This window comes from Sphingomonas colocasiae, from assembly GCF_019880585.1.
Lineage (GTDB): Bacteria > Pseudomonadota > Alphaproteobacteria > Sphingomonadales > Sphingomonadaceae > Sphingobium_A > Sphingobium_A colocasiae.
The window spans coordinates 189,500-206,910 of record NZ_JAINVV010000006.1; the positions used below are offsets into that span (position 1 = coordinate 189,500).

Genomic DNA, 17,411 nt, shown 5'->3' on the forward strand with positions numbered 1-17,411 from the left:
GGCCACCGCATCACAGGAGAAGCGGCAGACGCGCGCGGCTGAACCCTGCCCAGCAAGGCCGCATCGCCATGAACCCGAACGCGTCATCCGCATACCCAGTCCCCACCCCCTGACCCTAACGAATAGCGCGAGGGTTTCCGCACCCAAAAATTTATTCGCCCGATTTTGTACCGTGGAATGCGGTCAATGGGGTTGCGAATCGTAGTGGAGCTGCGGGCGAGATTGGCCCTGATTGGCAAGGATTCATGCAATGACGCGCAATATTATTGATTCCGTCGACCGGAAGATCCTGACAGCCCTTCAGCGCGACGCTTCGATTCCCGCGACCGCTCTCGCCGAAGTGGCGGGACTGACCTCGACCGGCTGCTGGCGCCGGATCAAGCGTCTCGAGGAAATCGGCGTCATCGCCGCACGCGTCACCCTGCTCTCGCCCCAGGCGCTCGGCCTGGGGCTCACCGGCTATGTCATGATCCGCACCCGGGATCATGGCGATGCCTGGCTCAGGCGCTTCCTCGATACGGTCGGCGCCTTTCCCGAGGTCGTCGAGATCCACCGCACAACCGGCGATCTCGATTATCTCCTCAAGATCGTCGCGCGCGATCTCGCCGCCTATAACGAGATCTACCGCACGATCAGCCAGCTGCCCGACGTAACCGATGTGAGCGCGGCCTTTTCGATGGAGGCGATCAAATCGACCACCGAACTGCCGCTCCCGCGCTGACCGACCAACCCGTCACTCTGACACGCCCGTCACTCCGCCGCGACCGCGAACGCCCCGGGCGTCGCCGCCGGCCGGACCAGTCCGGTCCCGTCCACCTTCCGCCGCGATCCCGCACCGGGCATCGTCACGATCATCGCGCTGGCGCCGGCACCGGCTTCGCCCGCCGGGACCGCGCGCAGGATACCGCCGGCGACACGCGGCGCGGCGAGCCGGCGGATCGAGGCCGCCAGTTCCTCTTCGGCGATCGCCGCAACCGGCCCCGTCGCGAGAATAAGCCGGTCCGACGGCGCCAGCATCACGAGCGGATCCGCACTCCCGGCGCGCACCGCCGAACCGCGCATCGAGCGCCCGGCCTCGACCGCCCCCGCGAGCGCCACCTTTCCGGGGCCCCGCAAGTCCGCCGCGCCATCGGCACATACCGGCGCCACGGCGCGGAATGGACCACCGCGCTTGCGGCGCCAGAGCACGGCATCACCGCGACAGGCGAAGCAGAACACGTCCCAGTGCGGCAGCAACGCCACCGCGCAGACACCCCAGCCACCAGCGGGCAACCCCGGCCCCGCCAGGCGGGCGAGCGCCGTGTCGAACATATCGTCGAACGCCCGCGCCGCATCGTGGGGAGAGCGGAACTGCTGACGCTCGAACCCGCGCAATGCCATGGACAGAAGCAGCCAGGCATCCTCGCGCAGGTCAGCCCCGGTGCCGCTCGCGATGCCGGCGCTGACGCCTGCCCCGGACGAACGCACCAGCGACAGCGCCGGCCGCTGCCGCCTGCCCTCGGCGATGCTCGCCGCGAAAATGTCCCGGTCCTCGACCGGACGCCAGTTGCGCCACGCCTTGCTGTCCACCGAATTCCCCATCGCTGCGAACCGGCCGCGCCGGGCCGTCATGGGACAGAACGAGGCAGGTGGGCATAACCTCAATCAGCGGCGCCTGATCACGAACTCGACGGGCACCAGCATGCTGAAATTCTCGCCCGGGACCGAGTCCGGCGGCTTGGGATAGGGCGCCGCGCGTTTGGCAAGCGCAAGCACTTCCCTGTCGAGCTCGGCATGTCCGCGGCTGCGCAGGAGCTCGGCATGGAGCAGGGCGCCCTTCCTGTCGATCACCAGCCGCAAGGTGATCACGTCCTCCGCGCCGCTCGACAAGGCAGCCCTTGGATATCTCTTCTTGGCCGCGATCCGCCCGAGGATCTCGCCCTCCCAACGCTCCTCCTCGGTCGATATGGCCCGCGCCCCCGCGATCGACGGCGCCGTGGCAAGCGGCGCGGCGCGCGCGTCGACTCTCGTGGCATGGCTGATATCGGGTGACGGCACGGGCGCGATGCTCGGCGCCGGCGCGGAGGCGCTGCCGGCGGCCGCCTGCTTTTCGGGCGCATCGACGACGCGCGGGAGCCGCGGTGCGTCGCGCGTGGCATCCTCGGCGTCCGCACCCGCCACGGGGCGGGCCCGGACCGCGTCGCGCGGCGCCTGGCCCGGCTCGACGACCAGGTCGACGGTCATGCCTTCCCGCGTATCCCCTTCGGGCGGCGTGGCGCGGTTATAGTGGATCAGCGGCGTCAGGACGAGGATCGCATGGATGCCGATGACCGCCGTCCAGCCGCGCCATGAAAGCTGGCGACGATCCACATCCTCGAGTTCGTCATCGTCGAAGCTCAGCTTGGCGCGCTTGCGCGCACGACGGCGCTCTCCGAACACGACATGGTAGAGCGTCGCTCCATCGGTCCGCTCGATCCGGCGCAACCCGCGCACGGACGACACGCCCAGGCGGCGCGCCGTGGTCATCTCGGCAAAAGCGGGACGCCCGCCCGGGCCTGCCGCTTCCCGGCACCCGACGCCCCCGCTCCGATCTGATCCCGGCCCATCATGGCTTAAGGCTGCCACGCCGATGGACGCGAGTCATGCGACAAATTTGAGTGCAATTCAGCTCGTATCCGCTGCGGATGACCGCCGCTCATTCGTCATGATCAAACGAGACCAGTGACGCGTGGCGTCCGGCATGCGGAGACGCACGCCGGACAAGGGGGTGTGGATGAGCGTAGCGGTATCGATCGACGAAGGCGCGGACGCGAGCGAGAACAGGGGCTGGGCGGCCGGCGCGATGGCGCTCCTCGAATGCGAGAGGCTCAAGGCGGGAGAGACGCCGCTCTTCCAGCTTCCGCTCCCGGAGTTCGACGATATCCGCGTCTTCATCAAGGACGAGACAACCCATCCCAGCGGGTCGCTGAAGCATCGCCTTGCGCGGGCGCTCTTCGCGCATGCGATCTGCAACGGCGACATCGTCAGCGGGACGACGGTCGTCGAGGCGTCGTCCGGATCGGCGGCGATCTCCGAAGCCTGGTTCGCAAAGGCGCTGGGATTGCCCTTCGTCGCGGTCGTGCCGGCATCGACCGCAACGGCCAAGGTGGCCGAGATCCGCTGGTCGGGCGGCGACGTGATCAGGACCGCCGCCGACGAGGACTGCGCGCTGGCCGCGTTCCGCATCGCCGCAGAACGTCGCGGCCACTTCATGAACCAGTTCGCTCGCGCATCCGAAGTGATCGACTGGCGCGGCGCCAACACGCTGCCCGAAACCCTTTTCTCACAGGTCGAGCAACGCACCGGCCGCGCACCGGACTGGGTGGTGGCGGGCGCGGGCACCGGCGGCACCTCGGCCTCGATCGGCCGCTACATGCGATACAGGCCCCATCTCGCCAGGACACGGCTCTGCGTCGTCGATCCCGAGCACTCCGCCTATTTCAAGGCCTATGTCTCCGGCGACTGGTCGATCCGCGGCGAGGCGAGCATGGTGGTGGAGGGCATCGGCCGTCCGCGGGTCGAGGCGAGCTTCAATCCTTCCGTCGTCGACAAGATGATCGCGATCCCCGACGCCGCCTCGGTCGCGGCGGCGCACTGGCTCGAGGAGCGTGCCGGCCGCCGCTTCGGCCCGTCGACCGGCACCAATATCGTCGGCGCGCTGCTGCTCGCCCATTCGATGCGCGATCGCGGCCAGAGCGGCACGATCGCGACGCTCGCCTGCGATGGCGGCGATCGCTACGCGGACACCGTCTTTTCGCATGCCTGGCTCGCCTCGCGCGGGCTCGATATCGCGCCATGGCGCGACCTGCCGCGCAAGATCGGCGCCTTCGCGCTTCCCCATTCGGACGACCGGGATTTCTAGGCGAACGGAAACCGCCGGCGAACACTGCGGAATCGGCCTGCTCGTTCGTTATATCCCAAAGCGGGGACTTCGGGGGAAGCATGGAAGCGTCTGCAAGGCGAAGCGAACGAGCCGCCGACGGTTCCGCGCCGGGCATGTCGGCAGGGCGCGATCTTGCCGAGGCGCTGCAGACCCGGATCATGCGCTGGGACGTCACCTGGGGCTGCGCCGGCGAGCGGATCGGAACGGACCGGGTCAGCGTCAATCGCCCGATGCGCGGCGAGCTCAGTCGCGTCCCGCTCGACACGCTGCTGGATCTTTCGGTCGCCGCCGGTCTGCATGTCGAGCTGGCCATGGCCCCGGCCGACGATTCCGACCGACGCGAGACCTGAGCGCCACCATGCCCGACGAAATGCGCCGCCCCGAACCCGACCGAAAAATCACCCGCCACGCGTCTTTCCCGCATCATTCGGCAGCCAGCATAGGTGCCGCGATAGTCTCCGGCTTCCTGAGCGGGCCCGGTATCACCATTCACACTTTCGCGAAGGCGAGCGGCATCGCCGCCGAACGCTGGCAGGCGCTGATCGAAGGGGAGGCCCTGGTCGACCAGGACATGGCGGCGGCGCTCGGCGCCATCACCGGCCTCGATCCGCAGCTGATCCTGGAAGCCCAGGACGATTTCATTCCGGCAAAGCCGCGATCATGCTGATCCCATGGCTTCGAGTTGCCGCCACGACCGGAACGGGCTTCCGGAACACCGGCATCGGGACACTGAATGCGCGACAACGGCTGCCCCACAAGCCGCCCCGTCGCGCAGGGCCGCGCACCGCCTTTTTTCCTCTTCGGCGGTGCGCGGCCTGCTTCCTCGAAAACTCCATCCGGTCCGGATGTATCGGCGATTGCCCTTGCCCTCCGGCTGGCTAGATTTGCGGGATCGCCCATGTACGGGGACATGGGCGTCGGCGAGGCGGGCGTCGGCGAGATGCGCGGACCTTTGGTCCGGCAATGCCGGGCAGCCGGCTCGCAAGACATGGATCGCTCATCCGGAGGGGAAAGATGGCGCAATCATCTGGTGCAGGCTGTTTCGGATGGCTGATCGCGGGGATCCTGGGTATTGCGATGATCAGCCAATGCTCGTCGAAACAGGGATCGCCGACACCCGATGCGCCCGCGGCGGCGAGCGGCACGCAACGCTATGTCGATGCGCGCTCGCTCAACTGCAGGTCCGGCGCATCCGCGAGCGCGACACCGCTCAGGGCCTTTGCGCGCGGCACGCCCGTCACGGTGACGGAGGAGGCGAACAGCTGGTCGAAGATCGACGGCTCGCCGCCATGCTGGGTTTCCAGCGCGTTCCTTTCGTCATCGGCACCCATGAGCGGCACAGCCTCTTCCGACGCCATGCCTGCCGCGGCGGCAGCCACGGCGGCGGGCACGGCGGCGGGCACGGTGAGCTATTTCACGTCGCAGCCACAGCGCGCCAAGGCCACCCGGTCCGGCAAGGCGAAAGCCCGGAAGGAGAGATCGTCCACGAAACGCAGGTCGCGCGGCTATGACGGCGGTGGCTGCCCGTGCAGCGGAAGCCGCGTCTGCATCGGTCCGCGCGGTGGCCGCTATTGCATCACGAGCGGCGGCAACAAGCGCTATGGCGTCTAGCGCGCAGACATCGCGCCAGGTCTGGTTGACGCGTCCATGACCCCTGAACAGGAACGCTGGGCTTTCGCCGGCAAATTGATCGAGATCCATGGTGACGATGTGATGGGATATATCGCCCGGCGCGTCGCGGATCTGTCCAGAACCCAGGACGAGCTCGGCGTCCGCTTCTGGATCGACATCACCGACAAGGTCAGGCAATTGGCCGGCCCGAGCACGGAGGTTCCTGTCCAGTGATCCTGACAATCATGGCGGCCGCGCTCGTCTCCGGATGCCAGGCCACCGACGGGGACAGTCTGCGATGCGGCGGCGAGCGCATCCGGCTTCTGGGCATCGACGCTCCCGAAATGGGGCGCTGCCAGCAAGGGCGCCGCTGCGCGCCGGGTGATCCCGTCGCATCGCGGGACAATCTGCGCCGGATGATCGCACGCGGCTCCGTCAGGATCGATCGCGTCGCCAGGGACCGCTATGGCCGGACGATCGCGGTCGTCTATGCCGGTGGCCTCGACCTGTCCTGCGCGCAATTGAAAGCCGGGCACGCCATCTACCGCCAGGACTGGGACAATGGCCGCCGCATCGGCAGGACATGCCGATGAGCAGTTACGGGCGCCGCTTCGAGGCAGCCCGGCTGTTCGGCGGCACCGGCGATCATGATCCCACAACCTTCCGCCGGCATGGAAGGGTCGGTGCCGGATGACCGCCCTGTATCGCTGCCGCACGGCCCTGTCGGAAGTCGCCGGACTGTTCGAAGCGGACGCACCGCCACAGGCGGACTGGTCCGCGGAACTCTGGCCCGGACGGACCGGCCTCATCGTGCGCTCGGCAAATGCGGGCCGGGTCGTTGAAACCATGAAATGGGGCATCGCGGGAAACATCGCCGACGGGACACGGGGTCGCCCGCCGGCGACGACCCTCTGGTTTCGGGAACTCTTTCCGTCGCGGCCGGACTGGCTCGATCCCGAACGGCGGTGCCTCATCATCATGGACTCCTTCGCCTGCCCCGAGGGGCCTGCCGGAGCACGGACCAGGACCTGGTTCGGCCTTGAGCATATCCCACTCTTCGCCTGGGCGGGCATCTGGCGCGAAAACGAAAGTGCGCGGGGTTATTGCGGCCTCGTCGCCGCCGCCGATGATCGTATCCGAGATCGCGGCCCGATGCCCGCGCTGCTTCGGCCTGAGGAAGCGGGAGAATGGCTTCTCGGTGACCTGATCACGGCGGGACGCCTCGCCCGACGCAGCTATCCCGCCGAAGACATGTATCGCGAAGCACTGGACGAGCCCTGGTCGGCGCCCCGTTAGTCGTCGCGCCTGCTCTCGGCTTCCAGCGGGCCTCCCCCGAGAGTTTGTCACGTGCTGTGCAAATCTCTCATCGGATTAATCAAATTGCGAAATATGATCGGCGCGCCCCATCCCCACCGCCGCCGGAGCTGATCCGGAACTGCATCCAGGATCGCGCACTCCCTTTTTTGATCCTGAAGGACCGCATCCTGGCTGCCCGGGAAAAACGCTCCGGGATCATGGTCTCGGCCGGGGCAGCAAATGATGAGACATCAGGTGCCGGATCCCGCGTGGACGTGGCAAGAGCTTCCCCCACACGGCCAGGCGACCGCCTGGCCGCAAGCTGGCACACGATACCGTCGTAGCGGCTCGAGGGCCCCGGGTTCGGCCGATGTCATGGGTGGAGCGGACGGCGCTCCAGAAGGCGAGGAGCCAAGTGTCCGGACAATCGCAGGCCTGGGAGCGCCGGTGCGACGCAGCGTGCCTGGACCTGGCCCGCTTCGTCCTTCGCCTTTCCGAAGACGTTCAGCGCGCGCCCGACCGTCCGGCGGCACGACCCTCCGCCTCAATGGAAGTCATGGCTGCGGATCGGCACCAGCGCTTCCTGCTCGTCCGGCGTCCCGAACGGCCGCGATGACAGCGTCCTTCCGCGCGGGGCCCAGTCCCCATCCGTGGAGGGGTCGCGAGGATCCGGCCCGCCCCCATTTTTGGCTCCGTCGCCGCGACCGGGCGCGATGGCAAAGTCCATTCGCCCGATCGATCTCAACATGGCGTCATGGTCGGTGATACGGTCGCAGATGATATGGATGACCTCGCCCTCCTTCTGCAGCCGCCCGCGCATCGCGATCATCGAGGCCGACATGACCTGGCGACGGTAGATCTCGAACCGGTCGGGCCAGAGGATGCCGTTGGCGATGCCGGTCTCGTCCTCGATCGTGACGAACAACACGCCCTTGGCTGATCCCGGCCGCTGCCGCACAAGGATGACGCCCGCGACCTCGACATTGCGCCCGTCCCGGATCGACGACAGATCGGTGCATCGCACAATACCCATGGCATCGAGTTCTTCGCGCAGGAAACTCACCGGATGCGCACGCAGCGACAGCTGGGTCGCACGATAATCCTCGACCACCTCGCGCCCGGCGGTCATCGGCCGCAACTCCACCTCGGGCTCGAGCCCCTCGGGTGAGAACCCGGCCTCGCGCGCATCAGCGGCAGCGAAGAGCGGCAGCGGCGCCTCGCCCAATCCCTTGACCTTCCAAAGTCCCTCCCGCCGGTTTTCGGCGATGCAGTGGAATGCGTCGGCCTCGGCCAGCCGCTCGATCGCAGCCCGCGGCACGCCGGCGCGCCGCCAGACCTCCTCGACGCTGTCATAAGGTGCGGGTCCCCGCGCCCCGGCAATCGCGGCGCCATGGAGGTTGGCAAGGCCGCGCACCATCCGGAATCCCATCCGGACCGCAAGATAGCGGCCTTCGCCGGCCTCGAGCGTGCAGTCCCAATGGCTGTCGTTGATCGAGACCGGCCGGACTTCGACGCCATGCTTGCGCGCATCGGCGACGATCTGTGCGGGCGCGTAGAACCCCATGGGCTGCGCGTTGAGCAAGGCCGCGCAGAAGACATCGGGATGATGATGCTTCATCCAGCATGAGGCATAGGCGATCTTGGCGAACGAGGCGGCATGGCTCTCGGGGAAACCATAGCTGCCGAACCCCTCGATCTGCTTGAAGGTGCGCTCGGCGAAGTCCCTTGGATAGCCGCGCGCGACCATGCCTCCGACCAGCTTGTCGTAGAAATGGCTGACCCCGCCGGTCAGCTTGAACGTCGCCATGGCCCGGCGCAGCTGGTCGGCTTCCTGGGGCGTAAACCCCGCGCCCACGATCGCGACCTTCATCGCCTGCTCCTGGAAAAGCGGCACGCCAAGCGTCTTCTCGAGGACGGCGCGCAGTTCGGGTTTTGGATAGTCCGGCGTCTCCTTGCCCTCGCGCCTGCGCAGATAGGGATGAACCATGTCGCCCTGGATAGGGCCCGGCCGGACGATCGCGACCTCGATCACCAGGTCGTAGAATTTATCGGGCTTGATCCGCGGCAGCATCGACATCTGCGCACGGCTCTCGATCTGGAAGACGCCCAGCGTGTCGGCCTTCTGGATCATGGCGTAAACGCCCGGATCGTCGTCCTGGAGATCTGCCATCGTGACCTTGATGCCCTTGTCCTGCTCCAGCAGGTTGAAGGCGCGGTTCATGCAGCCGAGCATGCCCAGGCCCAGAATGTCGACCTTCATGAATTTGAGCGCGTCGATATCGTCCTTGTCCCACTCGATGATCTGGCGGTCCTCCATCCGCGCCGGCTCGATCGGAACGAGATCGTCGAGCCGGTCCTGGGTGAGGACGAAGCCGCCGGGATGCTGCGAGAGATGGCGCGGCGTGCCGATCAGCTGGCGGGCAAGATCGAGCGTGAGCCGCAGCCGGTAATCCCCGGCGTTGAGATTGAGGCTGGCGATCCGCTCCTCGGGGATGCCGTCGACCGACCAGCCCCAGACCAGGCCGGTCAGCATCTTGGTCAGGTCGCGCGGCAGCCCCAGCGCTTTCCCGACCTCGGCCACCGCTCCACGTGTGCGATAGCGGGTCACCACCGCGGTCAGCGCGCTACGGGTGCGGCCATAGGTGTCATAGATCCACTGGATGATCTCCTCGCGCCGCTCATGCTCGAAATCGACATCGATATCCGGCGGCTCCTTGCGCTCGCCCGAGACGAAGCGCTCGAACAGCAATTCATGCTGGATCGGATCGATCGAGGTGATGCCGAGCAGATAGCAGATGCAGCTGTTGGCGGCCGACCCGCGCCCCTGGCAGAGAATGCCCCGCCGGCGGCTTTCCGCGACGATCGCGTTGACGGTCAGGAAATAGGGCGCATAGCCGAGCTCGTCGATGAGCTTGAGCTCATGGTCGATCTGTTCGCGATAGCGCCGGGGCACGCCGCCGGGAAACAACCGCTCCGCCCCTTCCCCGGAAAGCGCCGCCAGCGCCTCCTGCGCGGTCCGCCCCGCCATCACCTGCTCATAGGGATATTGATAGCGGATCTCGCCGAGATCGAACCGGCACGCAGTCGCGATGTCGGCGCTCGCCTGGATCGCATCGGGAAAGGCGGCGAAGCGCCGCTCCATCTCGGCGGGCGATTTGAGATCGCGATCCATGAACCGCTCGCGCCTGAACCCCAGTGCGTCGATCGTGGTCTTCTCGCGGATCGCGCTCATCACATCCTGCAACTGCCGCCGCTCATGCGTGTGATAGAGGACATCGCCGGTCGCGACCGAACGGATGCCGATGTCCCGCGCGAGCGCATCAAGCATATGAAGCCGCGCCGCATCGTCAGGCCGGCGGCGCAGCGTGAGCGCCAGATAACCGCGCGCGCCAAAGACCGCCCGCAACCCGGCGAGCCGATCCGCTGTCAGCGCATCCGCCATATCGGGCAGCAGGATGGCGATCAGGCCGTCGGCATGCGCCGCGACATCGGCCCAGTCCAGGATGCAGCACCCCTTGCCGCCGCGCGCCTTGCCCATGGACAGCAGCCGGGTGAGCCTGCTCCACGCCGCCCGGTTCATCGGATAGAGCAGCAGCGCGCGGCCATCGGTCAGATCGACACGGGCGCCGGCGATCATCCGTACCCCGGTCGCCTTCTGGCCGTCCCATCCGCGCACCATGCCGGCGACACTGCCATGATCGACAAGCCCCAGAGCCTGATGCCCGAGCAGCGCCGCCGCCGCGAACAGCTCCTCGGGTGAGGACGCTCCACGCAGGAAGGAAAAATGGCTGGTCGCCTGCAGCTCGACATAGGTCATCGACCGGTCCCTCTCATCCGAACAGGCCGTGCATGTGCCAGCTGAGATCGCCGGTCGCGGCCTCGACGCCATCGCCGCGGCGAAAGATCCAGAACCGGCCGCCGCACTCGGCCTGGACCTTGAAGTAATCGCGCACCGCCCACATTTCGCTTGGGCTCCGCCACCATTCCCCATGGATCCGCTCGGGCCCATCGCCGGCGATCACCCGGTAGGATCTGCCGCGCCAGGCGAAGCGTCGCGGCGGATGGTCGGGCAGGAGCGCGACCACGCTGGACAAAGGCTCGGGACGGCGCAGCATTCGCGCGGGCCGCGACCATCCGGGCCAGCCCGCCGGCTCGACCAGTGGTGCGACGCGGCGGACGGCGCGCTCGGGCACGTCGCTCTCGACCGCGCTCAGCCGGAACAGCGCATCCGGACCGCAACGCCCGCCAAGCTGATCGATCAGCGGCGCGATATCGGGTGCGCGATCGGCGTCTTCGAGGCCGGCAGTGAGCGCGACCGGTGCCAAGGGCTCGACATGCGGGCTCGACAGCGACATCGCCTCGATCCCGAGCCCCGGATCGATCCGCTCTACCCGCATGGCGAGCATGCGCTTGAGGTGCGCGGGATCGCGCGTCGCGCGCGCCGTACCGATCGCGATGCGCTGGCTGCCGCCGTCGACGATCGTGCAGTCGAGGATCGCCGCCCGGACGCCGAGCCCGCGCGCCTGAAGCACGCCGACAAGGTCTTCGACCAGATCGCCGATGACCTGGACGATTGCCTCCGCGGTCCCGATCGGTTCGAGCAGCCGCCGTTCGGCACGAGGCATTTCGAACGGCACGACCGGCACGATCGGTTCGCCGGCCAGCCCGCGCGCCTGATCGAGCCGCTCGACGGTCCCGAGCCCCAGGCGGCGGGCAAGCGGTCCACGCGCAACCGGATAAAGGTCCGATATCCGTTCGAGCCCGAACCGTGCGGCCGCCACCAGCGCCTCGGGTCGGAGACGCAGCGCGGCGAGCGGCAGGTCGGCGATGGCCTGGGTTTCGGTTCCCGGCGGCACTATGGTGATGGTCTGCCTCCCGAAGCGGGCAAGCGCATGCGCCGCGCCGGCGGATCCGGCGATCGCGACACGCGCGGTAAAGCCAAGCCGCCTCGCGAACGCCACCAGCCTTCGGCAGAACCGCTCCTCGCCGCCGAACAAATGCGTTGTGCCGGTCAGGTCGAGCCAGATGCCGTCCATGCCCGACACGCTTGCGATCGGCGTCCAGTGCGCGACCGCATGCAAGGCCAGCCGGTCGAGGAAAGCGCGATCCCTGTCCGGTTGGGCATCATGCACCTCGAGATTGGCGACGAGCGCCCGGGCATGAGCGGCCGCCATGCCGGGTCGCAAGCCGAGCTCGAGCGCCACCGGGCATGCGGCGGTCACGGCGTCGCGCTGGCCGGTGCGGGCTACGAGAATCGTCGGTTGCCCCAACAGCGCCGCCCAGCCCGGTGCTTTCGGCGCAGGTGCACGACCTGCAGCGCCTTCGTCGGGCGGCATCGCCTTGAACGGATGCTCGGCGTGCTCGCTGCGCCGCCCCATCTCGCGCATCGTCGGCCGCTGATGCGCAGGCAGCGCCTCGAGGTCGGTGGTTGCCGGCTGTTCGACCATGCCGTCGCGCGCCCAGCGGGCGCCGGGACGCCAGCCGCCGCCGCGCGGAACCGAGCAGGCGCCCGGGCCGTCGTCGATCGGCATGGGAAATCGCGGCGCCCTGAAGGGCTGCGGATCAGGCGGCGTGGCTGAGCGCTCTCGCCGGCGCAACCGCTCGATCGGGAGCTGCGGCAGGAAGAGCGAGGCGACCCGTGGCATCACATGCTTCAACTTCGAGGGAAAAGGGATTGCCGCCACGCTGGCGGACAAGCTCGACCGACCATCGGGCACGTCCGACGCCGGGATGGGGCAGCGGCAGCGACGGCGTGCAGCCGATCCGCCAGCGCGTCATCGCCGTAGACGGCATGTCGAGCGGGCATCGGCCGAGCGTCCGGTGGCGGCGATAGAGCAGCATCGGGGTTTCGCTGTCCGATGCCGCAAGCTGCAGCCGCCGCGTAATGGTGAGGTCGGCGGACTTCACTTCGGCGACAACACAGGCGAGCGTGCCATGACGAAGGCCATCCTCGGCGAGCGCCAGCACATCGGCGTCCCTGCGCCCCTGGGCATAGATGATCCGGTCGGGCGGCAACCCGGCCTGTTCAAGCCCGGGTGCGTAGAGATCGAAACGCGACAGCGCCCAGAGCACGGAAAGGCCCGGCTTGCCCGCGAACCGTGCGGCGATGCCGGTGAGGAACAACGTCGCAGCCGCATCGTCGCTCAGCGCGGCGCTGGCTGCCGCCACCTCATGCAGCCCGCCTCCGGCGAGGCCGGCGTCCGCCAACCGTTCGTCGATCGCAACGACGTCGAACGGCAATACCGGCCCCCGGGCGCGCCTTTCGCCTGCCAGCGCAGTGCGAAGCGCGGCAAGCTGCTCGGCATCGGGCCGGTCGAAGGAGGGCGAAGGAAGCATGGGGCAAGAGACTCATATGTTCCCCTTATGTTCCGATCGTCGGTCGTCCGCGTCAAGCCGGTTCGGAAGGCATATCGGGCCGGCCTTGCCCATCCCGCAGAAACCGTAGGGTCGTTTCGTCCCGGATACCATGGAACCAGCGATCGATCGCCTCGCCCAGCACCGGAGGACCGCCGGCCGACTCGAACAGGCTGAGCGAAGAGCGCAGCTTTTTCGCATCGACTGCACCGAAGGCGGCGACCGGATCGCTGATGTCCAGCGCCTGCAGCGCTTCCACACAGTCCAGATAGCGCGGTCCCAACAGGGGATGATCGAGATAGGCGCGCGCCTCGGCGATCGAGCCGATCCCGAAATATCGCGCCGTTGCACTGTGCCCGAGATCACCGAGTTGGGGAAAGATGAACCACATCCAGTGCGTGGCCTTGGACCCGCGCCGGATTTCCGCCAATGCCTTGGGATAGGCGGTCGCCTGTGCATCGACGAACCGCTCGAGATCGAACGGATCGTTCATCACAGATCGAGCGAGGCCTGGGCCGGCGGCCCGCCATAAACCTGTGTGACCGCAAGAACGCCGCTCGGCAGATAGCCAAGCACGTCCTTGGCGGGCACCGAGAGATCAAGCCAGTCAGCCCATTGGTCCCGAACGAGCGGAATGATCTGGCGATGATGATAGGGCGAGATGTCCTCGCCGGCATCGAGCGTCAGCATGGTGAAGGCCTCGCCGACATCGGGATGGTGCCGCCAGATGCCGGCGATGCAGAACCAGCGATGGCCGTTCACCGTGAAGAGCCATTTATCGAGCCGCTTCTGCTTGGGATCCTGCGGATCGGTGAATTCATAAAAGCCGTCGGCCAGGATGAGGCAGCGCCTTGAGGCGAATTTCCGGCCCTCGGCCCGGAAATTATAGACCGGCGCGCCCTTGGGACTCGGCCACCCCCAGCGGCGATTGACAAGTTCGCCGACCCCGCGCGCGCCATCGACACTCTTCACGATCGGCGCCATGTCGGTCATCCTGATGTCCTCGCGCGCGGGCACATTGGGGATCCCTTCGGGCATCGAGATCTTGATCTTGAGGTCCTCGAAATCCTCGGCGATCGAGGCGACATCCACTTCGAGGCGATAGTCGTTGCACATGTCCGTCTATCCTTGCCGCCGCCCATTGTTCCCATTATGTTCCATACATGAACCCGAGTGCCAGACCCTTCGACTCGAACGCGCCGCTCGGCGAACGCCGGACGATCATCCGGCGCAATCCGGATGACGCGCAAGAGATAGAGATGATCGAGGCGGCCTGGGGTTCCAATCCGCGCTTCAGCGACGGGGTGAGTTTCCGGTTCATGCGCTCCGAGGGGCAGAGCTTTCCAAGGCAGCGCTGCCTTGTGCCTGCTTCGGAATTCCATGTCCGCAATGGTGACCGGACCTTCCGGGTGACGCTCGACGGCGGCAATTTCTTCTATCTCGCAGCACTTTGGGAACCGGCCATGGGCGACTGGCCGGTCAGTTACCGGATCGTCACGGTCGATGCGAACCCCGAGGTCATGCGCTATCAGGAACGCCACGGCGCGATCATCCACCGCCGGCAGGTGATGCAGTGGCTCGACCTGACCGTGCCGGAAACGGCGTTGCTGGTGACGCCGCCCGCCAACAGCTTCGTCATCGAGGAGATTGTCCGCCAGCCGGTTTTGCTGTGAGTCCGTTCGATCCCTGTCGAACCTTTCAGCCCGGGCCGTGACCGTTGGTCCTCCCGTCCCTCTCGCGCGTTATGCAGACGGAATGGCCATGATGAAAACTGCCGAAGGCCTTGGCGCCAAGATCACCGGTGATTTCTTCGAGCGTGACGTGGAGACGGTGGCGCACGACCTGGTCGGCGTCTCTGTACTGGTCGACGGTGTCGGCGGGACGATCGTGGAAACCGAGGCCTATGCCCCCAACGATCCAGCCGCCCATAGCTATAATGGTCCTACCCTGCGCAACGCGGCGATGTTCGGTCCGGCTGACCGGGCGGGCATCATGTGGAGCGACGCCCCACCGCACGAGCAGGACGGCGATCATGCGGCTCGCGACCTCCACGCCGCGCTGATTGCCGCGCACATAGACGGACCACTCGTGCTGATCGGCCACTCCCTTGGAGGGCCGTACATCATGAATTATACGCGTCAGTTCGGTTCGAACGCGAAAGGCCTGGTCTTCGTCGACGCCTCGCACCCCGATCAGATCCGTAAACTGGCAGCCCCTGGGACGACACCCAAGCCACCCGAGTTACCAGCTTTCATGTACCTGCTGGCGAAGCTGTCCTGGACGGGTGCTGCGAGGCTGATCGACCTTCCAGGCGATCCCGACGAATCGACGGCAGTTACCGCTGCCCGAAATGCCTATCTTGGCCATAGCATCAAAGGAGCGGTCGCCGAGATTTCCGCTCTTGAAACGACGCTTGCGCAGGGTGGGCGGTTGCGCAGTCTGGGCGACCGACCCCTCGTGGTGCTCACTGCGATGAAGCCCTACTCGGCAGGGGCGCTTGCAGAGGAAAATCTTACAGCGAGCCAAGGGGCCGCACGACAACAACGATGGCTCCAGCTTCATCGCGACGAGGCCAGCTGGTCCAGCCGATCACGACATGAAAGCTTGAGCGACGCGGGCCATTATATCCAGAACGATCGGCCGGATGCGGTCATTCGTGCCGCGTCCGGCCGATCGTCGAAGCCGTGCGCGCGACAGCCCATCAGCAGGAAAGTCATCCCGCTCGTCGAGCGCCCCGCCAGAGGTGAGTCCGCTCGGGTCCCGCCGATTCAGTCAAGCGAGCAATCGATGAACGCTGATGCCCATCGACAGACCGGCTGGGGCGTCTCAACCGACAACCCCCCCGGCGCTTGTGCCGACGGACCAGCTTTCCCGGGCGATCGCATGCCGCTGAAGTCGACAACCGGACTTGAGCGCCTCCTCGTGCTTTCCTTTCAGTCGATGATCACCCGATCCCGCTCAGCCGCCCCCATCTCCGCGCGACCGCATCTCCAGGCGACCGCCGTCGACATGGCAAGCGCGAAAGCGCTCAGGCCGAGCGTCACCCAGAACGATCCCCCCGGCCAACGATCGATCAGCAGCCCGCCGATGGCCGGCCCCGATGCGCTGCCGGCGAACAGGAGCCCGCCGCAGACCGCTGCCACTCTTCCGCCGGGACCGATCCTGACGGCCAGCTCCATCACGTAGGGCCATGCGAACAAGGTGGCTCCACTCCAGAAAAGCAGGGAGCCGATATAGGCGGCAGCACTGGTCGCACCCGCCATCAGCCCAAGCACGATCAGCGCGATGAGCTGCGTCATGAAGACGGTGGAGAGGCGGCCGAAGCGCAAGCCCATCACGGCAGCGGCCAGAGACGCGCAGAAACCGATCAGCGACACACCCATCAGTGCCCATTGCAGCACCGGCGTCTCGACGCCCAGCGTGGCCACGCGATGATCGAGCATCGACCAGGCCATCGCGTCCCGGGCCCAGAAGGCCAGCGCGCACAGGCCGATCATTACCGGCATGCCCCAGCCCCGGCTCTCGCCCCGTTCGACCGAAACAGCTTCGGCCGCCCGGTTCGTCCAGCGCCAGGGGATCGCCACAGCGGCCAGAAGCAGCAGGCCCGACGCTGCGGCCTGGACGAGGAAGATCGCGTCCAGGCCGCCCCGCCCGGCAGCGATAGGGCTGATCCACCAGACCAGGATCTGCCACAAGACGCTCAGCCCCCACATATTCCCGCTCAGGCGCACTGGATCCCGCGACGCGGCGATCAACGCATTGGCGCCGGAACAGGCCAGGCCGCATCCCAGTCCGACCATCAGCAGCGCCCCCAGCCCCCGGCTGGACGGGACGAGATGCAGCAGCAGCAGTGCCGCCGTCGATACCAGGCCCCCCAGTGATCCGATCGGCCTGGCCCAGCGGGGTCGCAGAACAAGCGCGGTGACGCCCGCGACGATCGCTATGGTGCCGAGCAGGATTGTGCCCGCCAATCCGCCCGCCTCTGCGCTCAGACCCAGTTCCCGGCCCAGTCCCCCGATCAGCCAGGGCAAGGTGAGCGACGGCACATAGGATATGCCGTTCAGCGCGAAGACCAGCACGAGCAGGCGTGGCTCGCTCGTCAGCCTTTCACCCCAGGCGGGCAATCGCACGCCCTATCGCGCCACAATGAAGGACGCCGGCCGCCCCATGGGGAGGCAGGGCTTCATCCAACGAACCATGTGCGGGCGGAACGCCATGGCGCTCCTATCGGCGCTCGGTTCGGACAAGA

At 67.2% G+C, this 17,411-nt stretch carries 17 protein-coding genes; 10 read left to right on the plus strand and 7 right to left on the minus strand.

What is annotated here, in order from left to right; translation table 11 throughout:
* The first annotated feature begins 250 nt into the window (after positions 1–250).
* Positions 251–721, plus strand: coding sequence for an Lrp/AsnC family transcriptional regulator (locus K7G82_RS14135; protein ID WP_222990546.1), 471 nt, complete (start codon positions 251–253; stop codon positions 719–721).
* A 29-nt stretch (positions 722–750) separates the two neighbouring features.
* Here the strand turns inward: K7G82_RS14135 and K7G82_RS14140 are convergent, their stop codons facing one another.
* Together K7G82_RS14140 and K7G82_RS14145 are read right to left on the minus strand one after the other, a co-directional pair.
* Entirely contained in the window at positions 751–1,569 is an 819-nt protein-coding gene (locus K7G82_RS14140; RefSeq protein ID WP_222990547.1) for a hypothetical protein, read from the minus strand.
* A 75-nt stretch (positions 1,570–1,644) separates the two neighbouring features.
* A complete protein-coding gene (locus K7G82_RS14145) occupies positions 1,645–2,505 on the minus strand; it encodes an energy transducer TonB (protein ID WP_222990548.1) in 861 nt (286 codons plus the stop codon).
* 247 nt (positions 2,506–2,752) lie between these two features.
* Here K7G82_RS14145 and K7G82_RS14150 point away from each other — a divergent pair, with 247 nt between their 5' ends.
* The 7 genes from K7G82_RS14150 to K7G82_RS14180 all read left to right on the plus strand — a co-directional run bounded on the left by K7G82_RS14150 (position 2,753) and on the right by K7G82_RS14180 (position 6,808).
* On the plus strand, positions 2,753–3,880 hold the full coding sequence (locus K7G82_RS14150; protein WP_222990549.1) for a PLP-dependent cysteine synthase family protein: 1,128 nt from the start codon (positions 2,753–2,755) through the stop codon (positions 3,878–3,880).
* 134 nt (positions 3,881–4,014) lie between these two features.
* Positions 4,015–4,251: a helix-turn-helix domain-containing protein gene (locus K7G82_RS14155; protein ID WP_222990550.1), complete on the plus strand. Its 237-nt coding sequence runs from the start codon at positions 4,015–4,017 to the stop codon at positions 4,249–4,251.
* A 20-nt stretch (positions 4,252–4,271) separates the two neighbouring features.
* Positions 4,272–4,568: a helix-turn-helix domain-containing protein gene (locus K7G82_RS14160; protein WP_222990551.1), complete on the plus strand. Its 297-nt coding sequence runs from the start codon at positions 4,272–4,274 to the stop codon at positions 4,566–4,568.
* A 347-nt stretch (positions 4,569–4,915) separates the two neighbouring features.
* Positions 4,916–5,512: an SH3 domain-containing protein gene (locus tag K7G82_RS14165; protein WP_222990552.1), complete on the plus strand. Its 597-nt coding sequence runs from the start codon at positions 4,916–4,918 to the stop codon at positions 5,510–5,512.
* A gap of 36 nt (positions 5,513–5,548) precedes the next feature.
* Positions 5,549–5,746 carry a DUF6961 family protein gene (locus tag K7G82_RS14170; protein ID WP_222990553.1) on the plus strand — a complete coding sequence of 66 codons (198 nt, stop codon included), beginning with the start codon at positions 5,549–5,551 and terminating at the stop codon, positions 5,744–5,746.
* Entirely contained in the window at positions 5,743–6,105 is a 363-nt protein-coding gene (locus K7G82_RS14175) for a thermonuclease family protein (RefSeq protein ID WP_343228580.1), read from the plus strand. Before K7G82_RS14170 ends, K7G82_RS14175 begins: the two co-directional genes overlap by 4 nt.
* 97 nt (positions 6,106–6,202) lie before the next feature.
* Positions 6,203–6,808 carry an SOS response-associated peptidase family protein gene (locus tag K7G82_RS14180; protein WP_222990554.1) on the plus strand — a complete coding sequence of 202 codons (606 nt, stop codon included), beginning with the start codon at positions 6,203–6,205 and terminating at the stop codon, positions 6,806–6,808.
* Between the two features lie 544 nt (positions 6,809–7,352).
* Here K7G82_RS14180 and K7G82_RS14185 read toward each other — a convergent pair.
* Genes K7G82_RS14185 through K7G82_RS14205 form a run of 5 tightly spaced genes read right to left on the minus strand, consistent with a single transcriptional unit; the run spans position 7,353 to position 14,278 of the window.
* A complete protein-coding gene (locus K7G82_RS14185; RefSeq protein ID WP_222990555.1) occupies positions 7,353–10,625 on the minus strand; it encodes an error-prone DNA polymerase in 3,273 nt (1,090 codons plus the stop codon).
* 13 nt (positions 10,626–10,638) lie between these two features.
* Positions 10,639–12,339 carry a DNA polymerase Y family protein gene (locus K7G82_RS14190; RefSeq protein WP_246623557.1) on the minus strand — a complete coding sequence of 567 codons (1,701 nt, stop codon included), beginning with the start codon at positions 12,337–12,339 and terminating at the stop codon, positions 10,639–10,641.
* A 31-nt stretch (positions 12,340–12,370) separates the two neighbouring features.
* On the minus strand, positions 12,371–13,144 hold the full coding sequence (locus K7G82_RS14195) for an ImuA family protein (RefSeq protein ID WP_222990557.1): 774 nt from the start codon (positions 13,142–13,144) through the stop codon (positions 12,371–12,373).
* A gap of 52 nt (positions 13,145–13,196) precedes the next feature.
* Positions 13,197–13,655 (minus strand): DUF1810 domain-containing protein, encoded by a 459-nt coding sequence (locus tag K7G82_RS14200; RefSeq protein ID WP_222990558.1) that lies wholly within the window; start codon positions 13,653–13,655, stop codon positions 13,197–13,199.
* Positions 13,655–14,278, minus strand: coding sequence for an SOS response-associated peptidase family protein (locus K7G82_RS14205; protein WP_222990559.1), 624 nt, complete (start codon positions 14,276–14,278; stop codon positions 13,655–13,657). Before K7G82_RS14205 ends, K7G82_RS14200 begins: the two co-directional genes overlap by 1 nt.
* 47 nt (positions 14,279–14,325) lie before the next feature.
* Between K7G82_RS14205 and K7G82_RS14210 the strand changes: the two genes are divergently transcribed.
* Together K7G82_RS14210 and K7G82_RS14215 are read left to right on the plus strand one after the other, a co-directional pair.
* Positions 14,326–14,835, plus strand: a complete 510-nt coding sequence (locus K7G82_RS14210) for an SOS response-associated peptidase family protein (protein ID WP_246623558.1) — start codon at positions 14,326–14,328, stop codon at positions 14,833–14,835.
* An 88-nt stretch (positions 14,836–14,923) separates the two neighbouring features.
* Positions 14,924–16,348 (plus strand): DNA-3-methyladenine glycosylase, encoded by a 1,425-nt coding sequence (locus tag K7G82_RS14215; RefSeq protein ID WP_222990560.1) that lies wholly within the window; start codon positions 14,924–14,926, stop codon positions 16,346–16,348.
* Positions 16,349–17,411 lie beyond the last annotated feature (1,063 nt).